Below are 14389 nucleotides of genomic sequence, written 5' to 3'. Positions count from 1 at the left end.
CACCGGCACGACCGTACTAGGATCACCCGGGAGGAACCGACGAAGAGCGCCACTGAATGCGCCATCACCGGGAGGGATTTGTTTGGTGGCTACCAGTCTCGAAGTGCGCGGCGTGTCCTTGCGATTCGGCGGCGTTCGCGCGCTGACCGATGTCGGCTTCGCCATCAGGGAAGGCGAGCTGTTCTCGATCATCGGCCCCAACGGCGCCGGCAAGACCTCGATCGTGAACTGTATTTCCGGCCGCTATAAGCCGACCGAAGGCCAGCTGTTCTACCAGGGCCGCGACATCACGGGGCTGACGCCGAATGCACGGGCCTCGCTCGGCATCGGCCGCACCTTCCAGAACCTCGCCCTGTTTCACCATATGAGCGTGCTCGACAATATCATGGTCGGCCGTCATCACCTGCTGAAAAACAATTTCCTCACGGGCTCGCTGTACTGGCTCACCGGCGCGCGCAAGGAGGAACTCGATCACCGCCGCAAGGTGGAAGAGATCATCGATTTCCTCGACCTCCAATCGGTGCGGAAAGCGCAAGCCGGCACCCTCTCCTACGGCCTGCGCAAACGCGTCGAGCTCGCCCGCGCCATGGCGCTGGAGCCGCGTCTCATCCTCCTCGACGAACCGATGGCCGGCATGAACTTCGAGGAGAAGGAGGACATGGCCCGTTACATCGTCGACCTCAACGAGGAGTTCGGCATGACGGTGGTGATGATCGAGCACGACATGGGCGTGGTGATGGACATCTCCCACCGCGTCATGGTGCTGGATTTCGGCCGCAAGATCGCCGAGGGCGATCCTGCCGCCGTGCTCGCCGATCCCCACGTCAAACGCGCCTATCTCGGCGAGGAGGACGAGGTCCTGGTCGATCCCGATGATGCGCCGCCGGCTCAGGAGAGCGCGGCATGATGGATTACGCGGGGCGCGTCGCGCAGGCCGACACCTATCCGAAGATGCTCCGGCTCAACGCCAGGGAGCACGGCAACGAGATCGCGCTGCGCGAAAAGGATCTTGGCCTCTGGCGCCCGTTCACCTGGAGCGACTACCAGACCCGGGTGCGCGACTTCGCGCTCGGCCTGATCGAGCTCGGCCTTGGCCGCGGCGATGTCATCGGCATCATCGGCGACAACCGGCCGGACTGGGTTGCGGCGGAAGTCGCGACCCATGCGATCGGCGGATTAAGTCTGGGGCTCTATCGCGACGTGCTGGACGAAGAGGCTTCCTATCTCCTCAACTACGGCGAGGCCCAGCTCGTCTTCGCCGAGGACGAGGAGCAGGTCGACAAGCTGCTCACCCTTGCCGGGCGCGTGCCGAAGCTGAAGCACATCATCTATTCCGATCCGCGCGGCATGCGGAAATATGACGATCCACGCCTGATCTCGGCCGAGAAGTTCGCCGAGCTCGGCCGTGCCCGCGCCGTCCGCGAGCCGGAGCTCTATGACAAGCTGGTCGATGCGACCAAGGGGGAGGACGTCGCGATCCTCTGCACCACATCAGGCACGACCTCGCATCCGAAGCTCGCGATGCTCGCGGCCGGCCGCGTGCTCGGTCATTGCGCGACCTATCTCGCGTTCGATCCGAAAGGGCCGGACGACGAATACGTCTCGGTGCTGCCGCTGCCGTGGATCATGGAACAGGTCTATGTGCTCGGCAAAGGCCTGCTCTGCCGGATGAAGATCAACTTCGTCGAAGAGCCGGATACGATGATGAACGATCTGCGCGAGATCGCGCCGACATTCGTGCTCTTTGCCCCACGGGTCTGGGAATCGATCGCCGCCGACGTTCGCGCCAAGGTGATGGATGCAACGCCCTTCAAGCAGCGTCTGTTCGACATCGGCATGAAGTCGGGGCTCGCTGCGCTGGAACAGGGCAAGCGCTCGGGCTTTGCCGATGCGATACTGTTCCGCGCGCTGCGCGACCGCCTCGGCTTCACCCGGCTGCGCTCGGCGGCCACCGGCGGCGCGGCACTCGGGCCCGACACCTTCAAGTTCTTCCAGGCCATGGGCGTGCCGCTGCGCACGCTCTACGGCCAGACCGAATTGCTGGGCGCCTATACGCTACATCCGGAGGGCAAGGTCGATCCTGACACAACAGGCGTGCCGATGGCCGCCAACATCGAGATCCGCATCGACACCCCTGACGTCCACGGCGTCGGCGAGATCGTGGTGCGGCACCCCAATATGTTCCTCGGCTATTACAAGAACCCCGAGGCGAGCGTCGCCGACATCAAGGACGGTTGGATGCTGTCGGGCGATGCCGGCTATTTCAACGCCAACCGGCAGCTCGTTGTCATCGACCGCATCAAGGATCTCGCCGAGACCTCGCGCGGCGAGCGCTTCTCGCCGCAATTCATCGAGAACAAGCTTAAATTCTCGCCCTATATCGCGGAGGCCGTGGTGCTTGGCGCCGGCCGCGAGGCGCTCGCGGCGATGATCTGCATTCGCTACTCCATCATTTCGAAATGGGCCGAGAAGAACCGCCTCTCCTTCACGACTTACAGCGATCTGTCCTCGCGGCCCGAGGTCTATGCGCTGCTTCAGAAGGAGGTCGAGACCGTCAACGCCACGCTGCCGCCAGCCCAGCGCATCTTGCGCTTCCTCCTGCTCTACAAGGAGCTCGATGCCGACGACGGCGAGCTCACCCGCACAAGGAAAGTGCGCCGCGGCGTCATCAACGAAAAATACGAAGGCATCATCAACGCCATCTATCGCGGCGATACCGACATCCCGGTCGACACCGTGATCCGCTTCCAGGACGGCACCACGCAGCGCGTGCGCACGACGCTGCGCGTGGTGGACCTCGGCGGACACGGGCATATGGCGGAGGCCGCGGAGTGACACAGGTGATCGTCATGCGCGGACTTGACCCGCGCATCCATCTTCTTCCGAACAGGCGACTTCCCACATCGATGGATTGCCGGGTCAAGCCCGGCAATGACGAGCCGGATCAACACCCATGAACACCGCCTTCCTCATCCAGCTCCTGGTCAACGGTCTCGTGGTCGGCACGCTCTATGGCGTGGTCGCGATGTCGTTCGTGCTGATCTACAAGGCCACCCAGGTCGTCAATTTCGCGCAAGGTGAACTGCTGCTGGTCGGCGCCTGGGTGTGCTGGGCCCTGCTCGCGAAATATCAGGTGCCGTTCTGGATCGGCATGCCGTTGACGCTGGTGTTCATGTTCGTATTCGGCATCGCGGTCCAGGTCCTGATCCTGCGGCCGATGATCGGCGAGCCCATCATCTCCGTGATCATGGTGACCATCGGCCTCTCCACCGTATTGCAGGCAACGCTGAAATGGATGTTCGGCGTCAACCCGCAGCCGTTCCCGCGCGTGTTCGAGAGCCAGTCGATCAACCTGCTCGGCCTGCAGATCCAGACCGTCTATGTCATGAGCCTCGTGGTCTCGGTCGCGATGATGATCGGCATGGCCTGGTTCTTCCGCGCTTCGAAGTACGGCCTTGCGATGCGCGCCACCGCCTTCAACCAGCAGGTCGCGCAGTCGCTCGGCATTTCCGTGAAGAGCGTCTTTGCAATGGCCTGGGCAATCTCGGCGACGGTTTCGGCGGTTGCAGGCGTCGTTGTCGCCGTGGTGAACGGCGTGTCATCAGGACTCGCAGCCTACGGCATAAAAGTGTTTCCGGCGGCGATCCTCGGCGGGCTCGACTCCGTAGGCGGCGCCGTGCTCGGCGGCATCATCATCGGCCTGCTCGAGAACATCGCGCAGTACGTCGACAGCGAATACTTGCATTGGGGCAATCTCTACGAGATCGCGCCGTTCTACGTCCTCATCATCGTGCTGATGATCAAGCCCTACGGCCTGTTCGGCACCCATGACATCGAGCGGATCTGAACCATGGCCGGCCCTGCCCTCATCCCCGCTGGTGATTTCCGCACCTCTTACGCCGCGGACACCACGATCTTCCCGACCACCACCAGCCGCAACTTTGCGATTGCGGGCGTTGCGCTGCTGTGCCTGGCACCGCAGGTCTTCAGCGGCTACTGGCTCAGCATCCTGATCCAGATCGGCATCTTCTCGATCGCGGCGTTGGGGCTCAACATCCTGGTCGGCTTCACCGGCCAGATATCGATCGGGCACGCCGCCTTCTTCCTGCTCGGTGCCTTCTCCTCGGCCTACATCTCCAACAACGCGCCGGTCCCGGTGTTCTTCGCGATTCCGCTCGCAGGAATCGTCACCGCACTGGTCGGACTGATATTTGGCATTCCGGCGGCGCGGTTGAAGGGACTCTATCTCGTCATCGCGACGCTGGCCGCCCAATATATCCTGCTCGACTTCTTCTCCCGCGCCGAATGGTTCTCAGGCGGCTCCGTGCCGGCGAGCGCCGAGCCATTCTCGATCTTCGGCTATGCGCTGCTCGGCGACCGGCAATATTTCTATGTCGTGCTGGCCTATGTGCTGGCGAGCTACATCCTTGTGACCAACCTGATGCGCACGCGCGACGGCCGCGCGCTGGTGGCGATCCGCGACCATTATCTCTCCGCCGAGATCATGGGCATCAATCTCACCAAATACCGAACGCTGTCGTTCGGGCTCGCTGCCTTCTTCGCCGGCATCGCCGGCGCGCTCTATGCGCATTACCAGCTCGTGGTCTCGCAGGAAGGCTTCGGCATCGAACGCTCGATCCTGTTTCTCGCCATGATCATCATCGGCGGCACCGGCTCGATCATGGGCACACTGATGGGCACGGCCTTCGTCGTGCTGTTGCCGGAGTCGATGGAACTGCTCAGCCTGTACCTGAAGGGCGGTGCAATCGACAGGGCGCTGTCGCTCAACAACAACATCACCTTTCTGCGCGAGATCGCGATCGGGGTGATCATCATCGTATTCTTGATGTTCGAGCCCGACGGGCTCGCGCACCGGTGGCGGCAGATCAAGGCATACTGGAAACTCTACCCGTTCTCGCACTGAGCGCGGCAATCTCACTTAAACAATAAACCGGAGGAACCGACCCATGAAGATGACGTCCTTTTTGAGCACCGCATCGCTCGCGATCGCGGTCGCCGCATTCTCGGCGAGCGCGCAGGCGCAGATCGCGATCGGCCATCTCGCCGATTATTCGGGCGGCACCTCCGATGTCGGCACACCCTACGGCCAGGCCGTCGCCGACACTTTTGCCTGGGTCAACAAGAACGGCGGCGTCGGCGGCAAGCAAGTCAATGTCGACACCAACGACTACGGCTACCAGGTGCCCAAGGCGATCGCGCTCTACAAGAAATGGTCGGCGCCGGACAGCAAGGTGGCTGCGATCATGGGCTGGGGCACCGCAGATACCGAAGCCCTCACCGGCTTTCTCGCGCAGGACAAGATCCCCGATATGTCCGGCTCCTACGCCGCAGCCCTGACCGATCCCGAAGGCACGAGCGGCAAGGCCAAGCCCGCGCCCTACAATTTCTTCTACGGCCCGAGCTATTCGGACTCGCTGCGCGCAATGCTGATGTGGGCCGCCGAGGACTGGAAGGCCAAAGGCAAGCCCGGCAAGCCCAAGTTCGTCCATATGGGCGCCAACCATCCCTACCCGAACGCGCCGAAAGCCGCAGGGGAGGCGATGGCGCAGGAGCTCGGCTTCGAGGTGCTGCCGCCGCTGGTGTTCGCCCTCGCGCCGGGCGACTACAGCGCGCAGTGTCTGAGCCTGAAATCCTCCGGCGCCAACTACGCCTATCTCGGCAACACCGCCGCTTCCAACATCTCGGTGATGAAGGCCTGCAAGACTGCCGGCGTCGAGATCCAGTTCCTCGGCAATGTCTGGGGCATGGACGAGAACGCTGCCAAGACGGCAGGCGATGCCGCCAACGGCGTGATCTTCCCCTTGCGCACCGCGGTGAGCTGGGGTGGCGATGCGCCGGGCATGAAGACGGTGATGGAGATCTCCAAGATGTCCGACCCCACCGGCAAGGTCTATCGCCCCGTGCATTATGTCGCCGCGGTCTGCTCGGCCCTTTACATGAAGGAAGCGATCGAGTGGGCTAGCAAGAACGGCGGCGCCACTGGTGAGAACGTCGCCAAGGGCTTCTACCAGAAGAAGGACTGGGTGCCGGCTGGGATGGAGGGCGTCTGCAATCCCTCGACCTGGACCGACAAGGACCACCGCGGCACGCTGAAGGTCGACCTCTACCGGACCAAGATCTCGGGCCCGACCGACGGCGACCTCAACGACCTCATGGCCAAGGGCACGATCAAGCTCGAAAAGGTCAAGACCGTCGAGCTGCCGCGCAAGCCGGAACTGCTGGGCTGGTGAGCCCAGCTCCGACCACAACTGTCATCCCCCGCGAAGGCGGGGGATCCAGTACGCCGCGCCTTCTCGTGGAACGTCCGGCGTCTCTGGAATACTGGGTCGCCCGGTCGAGCCGGGCGACGACAGCGGAGATTGATCAAGCATGACCGACACCCTCGAAGTATCTCGCCCCACGCCGACCGTTGTCGCAGCCCCGCCCCTCCTCGCCGTACGCAACATCGAGGTCGTCTATGATGACGTCATCCTGGTGCTGCGCGGCCTCAGCCTGGACGTGCCCAAGGGCGCGATCGTGGCGCTGCTGGGTGCCAACGGCGCCGGCAAGTCGACGACCCTGAAGGCGATCTCGGGTCTGCTCAAGACTGAGGACGGCGAGGTCACGCGCGGCGAGATCCTGTTTGAGGGCGAGCCGATCGCCGGCATCGATCCCGACAAGATCGTCCGCCGTGGCATCTTCCAGGTCATGGAAGGCCGGCGCATCGTCGCCGACATGACCTCGCTGGAGAACCTCAAGCTCGGCGCCTTCACCCGCCGGGATCGCGAAGTCGACGCCGATCTCGACAGGGTCTTCGACTATTTCCCGCGCCTGAAGGAACGCACCGGATTGGCCGGCTATCTCTCCGGCGGTGAGCAGCAGATGCTCGCGATCGGCCGTGCGCTTATGGCGCGCCCGAAGATGATCTTGATGGATGAGCCGTCGATGGGCCTGTCGCCGCTGCTGGTGAAAGAGGTGTTCTCCATCATCCAGAAGATCAACCGTGACCTCGGCGTCACCATCCTCCTGGTCGAGCAGAACGCGCGCGCCGCGCTGTCGGTTGCGAGCCACGGCTATATCATGGAGCAAGGCAAGGTCGTGCTCGACGGCACCGCCGACGAACTGCGCGACAACGAGGACGTCAAGGAATTCTACCTCGGCGGCGCCGGCGACCAGCGCAAGAGTTTCAAAAACCTCAAGAGCTTCAAGCGCCGCAAACGGTGGCTTTGAAACTCAACCCAGCACCTGCTCCGCTTCCGTGACCGCGCAGAGAACATGATAGAACGACGACGCAGGAATGGTGTCGATCAGCGATTTGCCGTCGCAGTCGAACTGGTCGTACCAGCCGCCCCGCACGGGATGGCTGAGGTAAAGCCTTTCGAGCCGCACCAGCGCCGCGCGCGCTTCGTCCGCAGCGCCCGCCTCACCGGACTCGGCCTGCGCAATCCAGGCCTTTGCGATCTCGGTCTGCGGCCACAGCCGGCGCGTGCTGCGGCGGATGTTGCCGGCATCATCTCCCTCGTCGACGAGGCAGCCGGTCGCCGCGTCGCAATAGCGGAGCGCGGTCGCGAGCAACTCGCCGCGCCGCTGTCCGGTCGGACAGCCCGTAATGCGCTCAAATCCCTTCAGCAGCCAGACCCATTCCGCCTGGTGGCCAGGCTCGACGCTGACGGGCTCGATCTTCGACCAATCCTCCTCAAAGTACTCCGTCAGGATGCACTTCCGCTTGTCGTAGAGATTGGCCAGGAACAGCGCGAAGAACTCGCCGGCGCGATTCTGGAACGACAGATCGAGGGTCGCATCGAAACACGCGATCATCGCCTCGAACAGATGCATCTGCGGGTTCTGCCGGCGCGGCAGCCACACCGGCAGGCCTTCGTGCACGCCGCCATTCGGCGAGCGCAGATGGCCGTCGAGGAAAGCAAGCAGCGCATCGATCTCCGCGCGGATCTGGGCGTCCTGGTCGAGCGCATAGACCGTCGCAAGTGCAAACAGGATGAAGGCGTGGTCGTAGGCGTCGCGTCGGCCATCCAGCACCGTACCCTCCGGCGTCAGCTGGTGCACATAGCCGGGCTTGCCGTCGGGCGCCTTCGCCTTCGCCAGGAGATGCTCCAGCCCCTTCAGCGCGATGGCGCGGCCTTGCGGATACCAGCCCATCTGCGCCGCCTTGGCGAAGCAATAGATCTGACGCGCCTGCACGAACACGCGCCGCGGTGCGGCCGTATCCGGGGTGCCGTCACGGTGCAACCGGTCGATGAAGCCGCCCGTTTCATGGTCCCAGCCGGCGGTCGACCACAGCGGTATCGCGTCCTCGATCATGCGGCGCTTGAGGCGCGCGACGACGCCGGCCGTCTCGTCCGCCGGAATGATGCTCTCGCCCGCCATCACGTCCTCTCCACGCCCCGCCAATGGCCGTCTGATACCCATGCGATCGGCCGCGCGCAACGGATGCCAATCCGGAAAGACCTGCCATGACCGCCCATTACGATGCCCTCGAGACGCGTGAGCCGGCGGCGCGCGAGGCCGAGCTGTTCGCCCGCGTGCCGGGCGTGCTGCGTAGCGCCATGGCCGCCCCGGCCCATGCCGAGCGGCTGAAGGGCATCGATCCCGCCTCGGTGACCTCCAGAACGGCGCTGGCGGGCCTGCCGGTGCTGCGTAAGTCGGATCTGCCGGCCCTGCACAAGGCTCGGCGGCCCTTCGGCGGCTTCGTGGCAGCGGCCCCGGGGTCGTTCGCCCGCCTGTTCACCTCCCCGGGCCCGATCTTCGAGCCGGAAGGACGGCAGGCCGACCCCTGGCGCGGCGCGCGAGCGCTGTTCGCGGCCGGGTTCCGGCCCGGCGACATCGTACTCAATACCTTCAGCTACCATCTCACCCCCGGCGGCTTCATCTTTGACTCCTCGGCACGTGCGCTCGGCTGCGCTGTGATACCGGCCGGCCCGGGTAACACCGAGCAGCAATTCGAGCTGATCGAGGCATATCGTCCGGTCGGCTACAGTGGCACACCTGATTTCCTGAAGATCCTGCTCGATGCCGCGGCGACCGCGGGCCGGGACGTCTCCTCGATCAAGCGCGCGCTGGTCTCGGGCGCCGCCTTCCCGCCCTCGCTCCAGGCAGAGATCAAGGCGCGCGGCGTCGACGCCTACCAGGCCTTCGGCACCGCCGATCTCGGCCTGATCGCGTTCGAGACCGAGGCTCGTGAGGGTATGATCGTGAATGAGGATCTGATCATGGAGATCGTCAGGCCCGGCACCGGCGATCCCGTCTCCCCCGGCGATGTCGGCGAGATCGTGGTGACCTCGCTCGATCCGCATCATCCCTGGATTCGTCTCGCGCTGGGCGACCTCACCGCGGCGCTCCCGGGACCCAGCAAGTGCGGCCGCACCAACATGCGCATCAAAGGCTGGATGGGCCGCGCCGACCAGACCACCAAGGTCAAAGGCATGTTCGTCCGCCCCGAGCAGGTCGCCGAGATCGGCAAGCGCCATCCAGCGCTCGGAAGGCTGCGCCTTGTGGTCACGCGCCAGGGCGAGGCTGATGCGATGACGCTGAAAGCGGAATGCGCTGGGGCGAGCGATGCGCTGCGGGAGCAGATCGTGAGCAGCCTGCGGGCCGTCACGAAACTCGGCGGCGATGTCGAGCTGGTAAACCCGGGCGCGCTACCGAACGACGGCAAGGTGATCGCCGACGAGCGGTGAGCTCAGCCCGCTTTCGAGAGCCTGTAGTTGCCGAGATAGAGCACATCGAGCCCCGAGCAAAAGTAAGTGTGCAGCGCCTCCAGCGGCGCGTTCACGGTCGGCTGCTCGTTGATATTGAGGCTCGTGTTGATCAGCACGGGCAATGAGGTCGCTTTTGCGAACTCACCGATCAGGCGACTGTAGAGCGGATTGCTGTCCGCGTGGACACTCTGGATGCGCGCAGTGTTGTCGACATGGACCACAGCCGGCATAGTGTTAGCGACCTTCTCGTTGACCGGAAACGTCACCACCATGAAGGGCGCGTCGAACGTATCTTCAAAGTACTCGGCTTGACGTTCGTACAGAACCGACGGGCAGAAGGGGCGGAACTCCTCGCGATATTTGATCGTAAGATTGATGCGATCCTTCATACCGGCCTGACGCGGATCGGCGAGGATCGAGCGATTGCCGAGCGCGCGAGGGCCGTACTCCATCCGTCCCTGGAACCAGCCGATCGTCTTCTGCTCGGCGAGATCGGTGACGCAGTGCGCTACGGGATCGTCGAGCAATTCGAAGCGTGCCCCGATCTTGTCGAGCGTCTCGCGGATCGTGTCGTTGGAGTACTCTGGCCCCCAATAGGCGTGGGACAGCGGCGATATTGCATGGCCCGCCTCGGCACACTTCATCATCGCGGCGCCCAGGGCCACACCTGCATCGTGCGGCACCGGCGGGACATAGAGACGCTTCACAGCGGGCTCGGCCGCGATCTCCATGTTCATCTTGCAGTTCAGCCCGACGCCGCCGGCGATGCAGACATCGCCGCAGCCGGTTTCGGCGATCGCAGAGCGGATCACCTCGGTCGTGACGATCTCGAGCTGCTTCTGGCCGCTTGCGGCGATGTTGGTCAGCCGCTGGTCAAGCGGCGCGCCGCGAAGGCGGCGCGGTCCGAGGACCTCCTCCATCTTCTCGGTGAAGATGCGCTCCTGCCGCGTCGAGAAATCGCTGGTGAAAATGTCCGCATCGCGTCGGCGCTTGTCAAGCCCCGGATCGAGCTCGTAATTGATGCCGGCCGGGCGCAGCAGCTTGGCGAACTTGTCGAGATATTCGGGGCTGCCATAAGACGACAGACCCATGACCTTGTACTCATCGTTGGTCATCTGATAGCCGAGATACTGGGTCAGCATCCCGTAATAGAGACCAAGGCTATTGTGGCGGCCGAACCGCGTCAGCACGCGGAAATCATTGCCGCGCGCATGCGCGACGAGACCGGAGCTGGAGTCACCCGAGAAGTCGAAGCAGGCGACGGTCGCCTCGGAGAAACCGGATCCATAGAACGAGCTCGCGGCGTGACAGAGGTGGTGATCGTAGAGCTCGATCTTCGGGCTGTGCCCGAACTGGTAGCTGAAATATTCCGTAAGGCGCTGCGCGTAATTCGTGTAGGTCTTCAGCGGCGAGCAGATCCAGTCAACCTCACGCATGGTGATGCCGGCCTGCTTCAGGCAAAATCCGATCGCTCCGCGCGGAAGCTCGCCGCGCGCATGCTTGGCCAGCGTGAAACGCTCCTCCTCGGCGGCTGCGATCAACTCGCCGTCGCGCAACAGCACCGCCGCACCATCGTGGTGGCCGTGCTTGATGCCAGAGCTGATTCCGATCACATACATCCGTCGCACCCTCGAAAATCGCCTTCTACAACAATCGGAGGCAAAGTAAATCACGCCCGGCGCAAGCGCCCTGGCGGCATCTGGCTTGATGCCGAGGCTACCTCGCCTTCGTTGTCACCTACAGGCAGGATTGCCCGGGTCCTATGAAGGGCATCTGCGAGGCCCACGATTGGGCGCCAGCGAACTGGCCGAGATCGGTGCGCGCCCCGAGCCCCGAAGGCGATGGTCCGGGGCGCTCGGCTACCCGTTGTCGATGTCCATCCGATAGCCTATACACGACCTCTAGCCCCGGGATACCAAGACGCGATGAACAGTCTTGCCTTATCATCAAGATTGGCCCCACGCAGGCTCACGCTGATCTTGCTGCTCCTGATCTTTACGGCGGCGCTCTGCGTATCCACGACGTGCGTGAGCGACACATTCCCCGGCGCCGTCGAGTTCGATCGGTCGCATATCGTCGCTGCGATACTGAACGTCTCGATCTTCGCGCCGGTCGTTCTCCTCTTCGCCTATGCCGGTTTCAGCTTCGGATACATCGTCTCGTTCAACTTCTTCACCATGATCGCCGGCTATCTTTGGCTGATCCCGTTTTCCGTGCTCACCTACGACCACCGGCTGGCCTACGTCTCGATCATCATATCCGGACTCTTGTTCATTCTTCCCAGCCTGTTCATCACCTCGCCGGGCCGGCGCCATCCTCCCCTGTCGGCCCGCGCGTTCGATCACCTTCTTTCCGTCATGTTGCTGGTCGGAGCGACCGTCGCGGCCGTAGGCGCGCTCTATAATTTCACTCCAGTTGGCCTCTCCGAGATCTACAGATATCGCGCTGAACTGAATTTTCCGGCGCCGCTTCGATATGCGCTGGGCACAACGTCGAACGTCCTGCTCCCGTTCGCCTTTGCAGGATTCCTGGAGCGCAAGCTGTTTGGGCGCGCCGGACTAGCCCTTCTGCTTCTCTTGCTACTCTATCCGGTCACATTGACCAAGCTGACGCTCTTTGCGCCGTTCTGGCTGGTGTTTCTCACCTTGTTATCGACATGGGCGCCGCCGCGAGCCGCGACCATCCTGTCTCTGCTACTGCCGATGCTGGCCGGCATCGTGTTGTTTTTCGCGATGAGAGCGGGCCTTTTTCCGCTCGGGATAGGTTCGCTTTACGTCGGGACGGTCAACAGCCGCATGATCGCAATGCCTTCGGCTGCACTGGAAGTCTACAACAACTTCTTTTCCGAACATCCGCTGACGCACTTCTGTCAGATCAACTTGTTGAAGCCCTTCATCAGCTGCCCTTATGACGAGCCGCTATCCGTGGTCATGTCGAAGGCCTATCAGCTCGGCGCATTCAATGCTTCGCTGTTTGCGACCGAGGGGATCGCCTCTGTCGGTCCATTGTTCGCACCGCTTTCCGCGCTCGGCTGCGGGCTGATCATCGCCATAGCCAATCGCCTCTCGTCCGGCCTGTCGCCGCGGCTTATCCTGGTTTCGTCGGGACTGATCCTGCAGGCGCTCGTCAATGTCCCGCTTTCGACCAATCTCCTGTCGAACGGGGCCGCCCTGTTGTTCGTGTTGTGGTACGTGTCGCCTCGCGCGGCGGCGACGACAACGGGAAAGCCCCTGAACAGGGCGAAGGACGAGCAGCAGCCCGCTCAAGCGCGCACGATGTTGTCCGCCGGCTGAAGGAACTTTCCGCGACAATCGACGAGCAGCGACGCTTCCTTGCAGATCAGCTCATAATCGAACTTGTCGTGATCGGTCGCAAGCAGGACGCAGTCGAACTGTTTGAGATTGTCCGAAGTCAGCGGCACGCTGGCCAGATCGAAGGAGTGCGCCCGCATCTTGGGGAACGAAGCCACGTGCGGATCGCTATACGAAATGCGCGCGCCGAGATCTCGAAGACGCTCCATGAGGAGCACCGAGGGCGATTCACGAACGTCGTCGACATTCTTCTTGTAGGCGATGCCGAGCACCAGAATGGAGCTGCCATTGATCGACTTGTTGCGCTGATTGAGCGCGAGCGAAATTTTCGAGACCACGTAGTCCGGCATCGAGGAGTTGATCTCGCCGGCAAGCTCGATGAAACGCGTGTGCATGCCATACTCACGCGCCTTCCAGGTCAAGTAGAACGGATCGATCGGGATGCAGTGGCCGCCGATGCCCGGGCCGGGATAATAGGGCACGAAGCCGAAGGGCTTGGTCGCCGCGGCCCGGATCACCTCGTGAATATCGATCCCCATCCTGTCGGCGACCATCTTCATCTCGTTGGCGAGGCCGATGTTCACCGATCGATGGATGTTCTCGAGCAGCTTCGTCAGCTCGGCCGCCTGGGTCGAACTCACCGGGACGACCTTGTCGATCACCTGACGATAGAGCGCGATGCCCGCCTCCAGACACGCCGGCGTGCAGCCGCCGCAGACCTTCGGGATCGAGCGGGTCGTGAAATGCTGGTTGCCTGGGTCCTCGCGTTCGGGCGAAAACACCAGGAAGATATCGGTGCCGACCTTGAACCCTCGACTCTCGATCCGTGGCTTCAGCTCCTCCTCCGTGGTGCCGGGATAGGTCGTGCTTTCAAGCGACAACACCATTCCTTTGTGCAAGTGAGGCACCAGCGATTCGGTCGTGTTGAGCACGAAGCTGAGATCAGGCTCGCGATATTTGTTAAGCGGCGTCGGAACGCACAGGATGAGAGCGTCGACCTCCTTGGCGCGGGAAAAGTCGGTGGTAGGCTCGAAGCCGAGTTCGGTCGCGCGCCTGATGCTGCCGCTCGATATGTGCTCGATGTAGGAATTGCCCGCCTTGAGCGAGTCAACCTTGGACTGGTCGATATCGAAGCCGATGACCTTGTAGCCGACCTCGCAATATCGAAGCATGAGGGGCAAGCCGACATAGCCCAGGCCCACGATGCCGATGCGGGCGGTCTTGCTGTCCAGCTTGTCGATCAGTTCAACTTTCATCTCGGAGCCCCTGGTTCACCAAGAATGAGATCCACGATGGGGAAATCACTCGTTAGATTCTGACTTGATTTCACGCGCCGTGCGACAACGATGCGGCCGCTGCATA

Annotated in this window: 11 protein-coding genes; 8 read left to right on the top strand and 3 right to left on the bottom strand. The window is 63.0% G+C overall.

Annotated elements, in window-relative coordinates; genetic code table 11:
- Positions 1 to 85: 85 nt before the first annotated feature.
- From XH88_RS01970 to XH88_RS01945, 6 genes are all read left to right on the top strand, one after another.
- A complete protein-coding gene (locus XH88_RS01970; RefSeq protein WP_271613738.1) occupies positions 86 to 907 on the top strand; it encodes an ABC transporter ATP-binding protein in 822 nt (273 codons plus the stop codon).
- Complete coding sequence (locus XH88_RS01965; RefSeq protein WP_271613737.1) at positions 904 to 2835, top strand: long-chain fatty acid--CoA ligase; 1932 nt, start codon at positions 904 to 906, stop codon at positions 2833 to 2835. Before XH88_RS01970 ends, XH88_RS01965 begins: the two co-directional genes overlap by 4 nt.
- A gap of 118 nt (positions 2836 to 2953) precedes the next feature.
- A complete protein-coding gene (locus XH88_RS01960) occupies positions 2954 to 3847 on the top strand; it encodes a branched-chain amino acid ABC transporter permease (protein WP_271613736.1) in 894 nt (297 codons plus the stop codon).
- 3 nt (positions 3848 to 3850) lie between these two features.
- Positions 3851 to 4924, top strand: coding sequence for a branched-chain amino acid ABC transporter permease (locus XH88_RS01955; RefSeq protein ID WP_271613735.1), 1074 nt, complete (start codon positions 3851 to 3853; stop codon positions 4922 to 4924).
- Positions 4925 to 4967: 43 nt separating this feature from the next.
- Positions 4968 to 6251 carry an ABC transporter substrate-binding protein gene (locus tag XH88_RS01950; RefSeq protein ID WP_271613734.1) on the top strand — a complete coding sequence of 428 codons (1284 nt, stop codon included), beginning with the start codon at positions 4968 to 4970 and terminating at the stop codon, positions 6249 to 6251.
- A 139-nt stretch (positions 6252 to 6390) separates the two neighbouring features.
- Positions 6391 to 7230, top strand: coding sequence for an ABC transporter ATP-binding protein (locus XH88_RS01945; protein WP_271613733.1), 840 nt, complete (start codon positions 6391 to 6393; stop codon positions 7228 to 7230).
- Between the two features lie 3 nt (positions 7231 to 7233).
- On the opposite strand, the gene XH88_RS01940 is transcribed toward XH88_RS01945, so the two are convergent.
- Positions 7234 to 8385, bottom strand: coding sequence for an AGE family epimerase/isomerase (locus XH88_RS01940; RefSeq protein ID WP_271613732.1), 1152 nt, complete (start codon positions 8383 to 8385; stop codon positions 7234 to 7236).
- A gap of 86 nt (positions 8386 to 8471) precedes the next feature.
- Here XH88_RS01940 and XH88_RS01935 point away from each other — a divergent pair, with 86 nt between their 5' ends.
- A complete protein-coding gene (locus XH88_RS01935) occupies positions 8472 to 9695 on the top strand; it encodes a phenylacetate--CoA ligase family protein (RefSeq protein ID WP_271613731.1) in 1224 nt (407 codons plus the stop codon).
- Positions 9696 to 9697: 2 nt separating this feature from the next.
- Here XH88_RS01935 and XH88_RS01930 read toward each other — a convergent pair whose 3' ends face one another.
- Complete coding sequence (locus tag XH88_RS01930; RefSeq protein WP_271613730.1) at positions 9698 to 11335, bottom strand: carbamoyltransferase family protein; 1638 nt, start codon at positions 11333 to 11335, stop codon at positions 9698 to 9700.
- Positions 11336 to 11743: 408 nt separating this feature from the next.
- Between XH88_RS01930 and XH88_RS01925 the strand changes: the two genes are divergently transcribed.
- Entirely contained in the window at positions 11744 to 13009 is a 1266-nt protein-coding gene (locus XH88_RS01925; protein WP_271613729.1) for a hypothetical protein, read from the top strand.
- Here XH88_RS01925 and XH88_RS01920 read toward each other — a convergent pair.
- A complete protein-coding gene (locus XH88_RS01920; protein ID WP_271613728.1) occupies positions 12979 to 14283 on the bottom strand; it encodes a nucleotide sugar dehydrogenase in 1305 nt (434 codons plus the stop codon). The genes XH88_RS01925 and XH88_RS01920 overlap by 31 nt on opposite strands.
- Positions 14284 to 14389: the final 106 nt, after the last annotated feature.

Source organism: Bradyrhizobium sp. CCBAU 51627 (genome assembly GCF_028128765.1).
Lineage (GTDB): Bacteria > Pseudomonadota > Alphaproteobacteria > Rhizobiales > Xanthobacteraceae > Bradyrhizobium.
The sequence above is the reverse complement of the archived record's forward strand: the minus strand, read 5'-3'. Positions and strand labels throughout refer to the sequence as shown.

Coding starts and splice junctions, on each gene's coding strand:
- XH88_RS01965 (WP_271613737.1), top strand. CDS start 904: ATGATGGATTACGCGGGGCGCGTCGCGCAGGCCGACACCTATCCGAAG.
- XH88_RS01960 (WP_271613736.1), top strand. CDS start 2,954: ATGAACACCGCCTTCCTCATCCAGCTCCTGGTCAACGGTCTCGTGGTC.
- XH88_RS01955 (WP_271613735.1), top strand. CDS start 3,851: ATGGCCGGCCCTGCCCTCATCCCCGCTGGTGATTTCCGCACCTCTTAC.
- XH88_RS01950 (WP_271613734.1), top strand. CDS start 4,968: ATGAAGATGACGTCCTTTTTGAGCACCGCATCGCTCGCGATCGCGGTC.
- XH88_RS01945 (WP_271613733.1), top strand. CDS start 6,391: ATGACCGACACCCTCGAAGTATCTCGCCCCACGCCGACCGTTGTCGCA.
- XH88_RS01940 (WP_271613732.1), bottom strand. CDS start 8,385: ATGGCGGGCGAGAGCATCATTCCGGCGGACGAGACGGCCGGCGTCGTC.
- XH88_RS01935 (WP_271613731.1), top strand. CDS start 8,472: ATGACCGCCCATTACGATGCCCTCGAGACGCGTGAGCCGGCGGCGCGC.
- XH88_RS01930 (WP_271613730.1), bottom strand. CDS start 11,335: ATGTATGTGATCGGAATCAGCTCTGGCATCAAGCACGGCCACCACGAT.
- XH88_RS01920 (WP_271613728.1), bottom strand. CDS start 14,283: ATGAAAGTTGAACTGATCGACAAGCTGGACAGCAAGACCGCCCGCATC.